At 72.9% G+C, this 2,145-nt stretch carries 1 protein-coding gene and 1 pseudogene; one reads left to right on the top strand and one right to left on the bottom strand.

From position 1 onward, the window contains the following. Window positions 1-143: 143 nt before the first annotated feature. Window positions 144-2,018 (bottom strand): acyl-CoA dehydrogenase, encoded by a 1,875-nt coding sequence (locus H5J33_RS32350; RefSeq protein ID WP_181798290.1) that lies wholly within the window; start codon window positions 2,016-2,018, stop codon window positions 144-146. 55 nt (window positions 2,019-2,073) lie between these two features. Here H5J33_RS32350 and H5J33_RS38790 point away from each other — a divergent pair. Continuing rightward, a pseudogene (locus H5J33_RS38790) lies at window positions 2,074-2,145 on the top strand (30S ribosomal protein S10); the annotation flags it as partial.

The following is a 2,145-nucleotide window of genomic DNA, read 5'->3' as shown; positions in this document are numbered from 1 at the left end:
GGGTGGCGGAGGCGGTATCGGCCGAGGGGTCGGCGGCGGTGTCGGACGTGAGCCGGGCGCGGGCCTGGGAGGAATCTCGCATGATGCTGCAAACCTTCGGGGCAGGGCGGTCCAGGGCAGGTGAACGGGCGATTCCGTCCCGGTTACGCGGGGTCGGCGAGCGTGGGCCCGGTGACCGTGGTGTCGTCCGGCGCGGCACCGCCGGGGGCGGTGAACGCGGTCTTGGTGAAGGCGCTCGCGTACTCGGGGTGGGCGATCGGCGCGCCGACCAGGTCGTAGGGCACGTCCAGGGCGTCGGCCAGCCGCAGGGCGTGCGGGGTGAGGCCGGCGCAGATCCGGTCGAGCAGGCCGGGCAGGGCGGCGGTCTCCTCGGCGGTGAGCAGGCCCTCGGCGAGGTACCAGCCGCTGTGCGCGGAGATCTCGCCCAGCAGGTGCAGCGAGCACAGCTCGAGGGCGAGGCGGCGGGCCTCGGCGTCGGGCAGGGCGTCGGTCTCGGTGCGGACGAGGTCGACCAGCAGGCGCAGGGTGTGGGCCTCGGCGAGCTGTTCGGCCAGGTCGAAGCGGTCGTTCCAGACGTCGAACTCGCCGAGTCCGGCGGCCCGGGCGGCAGCGAGTTCGGCGACCAGGCGTTCGTGCAGGCGTCGCTCCCGGGTGCCGGCCAGCGCCCGCCACCGTGCCGGGTCGCGCAGGTCGAGGTCCCGGCTGGCGGCGGAGTCGTCGGCGGGCGGCTCGTAGTCGAAGCCGAGGGCCATGGTCCAGGCCGCGTTGAGGTGGAGGACCTGGGTGCTCAGTCCGGCGGCGTCGAAGGCGTGGGCGAGGCCCTGGTAGTCCAGGAAGCGGTTGGCCGGGCTGAAGCCGAGGACGCCGGAGGCGCCGCGGGTGGCGGCGGTGACGCGTTCGGCGATCCGGTCGATCCCGGCCTTGAGGGTGAACAGGGTGCGGATCTCCCCGGCGCCGCGGCCGGCCGGCTCGGGACCGGTGAAGGACTTCGCGGCCATGGCGGACACATAGGCGGCGGACAGGGCGCCGAACAGGGTGCGCTGCTGGTTGCGGTAGCGGATGACCGGCATGGGGTCGGCGAACCCGGCGAAGGTGCCGTTGGTGTAGCGGGCGTGGGCGTGCCGCACGGCGATGGCGGCCGAGGCGCGGGTGACGGCGGCGAGGCCCACGGCCGCCACCTCCCAGACGTACCGGATGAGCCGGGAGGCCTGCCGGGAGCGCAGCGCGGGGGTGCTGAGGGTGTCGGTGAAGGTGCCGTCCTCGGCGATCGAGGCGGAGTCCCGCAGCCAGTTGCGGTACGGAACGCGTACGCCGTGGAAGGAGACGGCCGCCCAGTCGAGGGGGAGGATCGGGGCCGAGTCCTGCGGTTCGATCACCACGCCCGGGCAGGGGCCGGTGGTGTCCCGGAGGGGGACGATGAAGCAGAACAGCCCGCGGTCCTGGCCGCCGACGAGGAGCTTGGCGGTGACGATGCCGAGCCGGTCGAGTCCCGGACCGGCCACGCTCGGCGGGTACTTGACGGCTTCGGGGCCGGGGGTGTTGAGGACGAACTCGCGGGTGTCCGGGTCGTAGACGGCCTCGGTGCGCACGGCGGCGTTGCTGTTGCCGTGGCCGAGTTCGGTCATCAGCAGGGCGCCGACCGTCTCGGTGGAGGCCAGCCGGGCGAGGATGTCGTCGAGGTCGTCGCGGCCGGCGCCGAACTCCAGGAGGGCGCCGACCGTGGTGCAGTGGTGCAGGAAGAAGGCGTAGAAGAGGGAGGGGTCGGCGAGGGCGACCCATTCCAGCAGCGGGAAGAGCAGCCCGCGCTGGGTCAACAGCGGTGTGCTGATGTCCAGTTGGTCATTGATGTGCCGCAGCCGCTGGTAGGTGAGCGAGTGGCGGTCCCGGTCCGCGAGGCCGGACGGTCTGGCGAACAGCTCCGGCGCGAAGATCTCGGTCAGTCGCGGCAGCGCCTCCCGGTAGGAGTCGCCGTGCACGAGCGAGGACAGGGTGTCGCGCGGTGAGGTGCCTGATTCCATGGTGGTGGTTCCCCTGTTCCGTCTTCGTCGTCGGTGTGTGCGGGCGTGGGCGCGCGGGCGGGCGCCGCCGCCCACTGAGAAGAACGTGTACTGCGTCATCAAGTCGCCGCACAAGTACAAGGACTCG

Source organism: Streptomyces sp. WELS2 (genome assembly GCF_013870595.1).
GTDB lineage: Bacteria > Actinomycetota > Actinomycetes > Streptomycetales > Streptomycetaceae > Streptomyces.
This window is presented reverse-complemented; position numbering and strand designations above follow the sequence as displayed.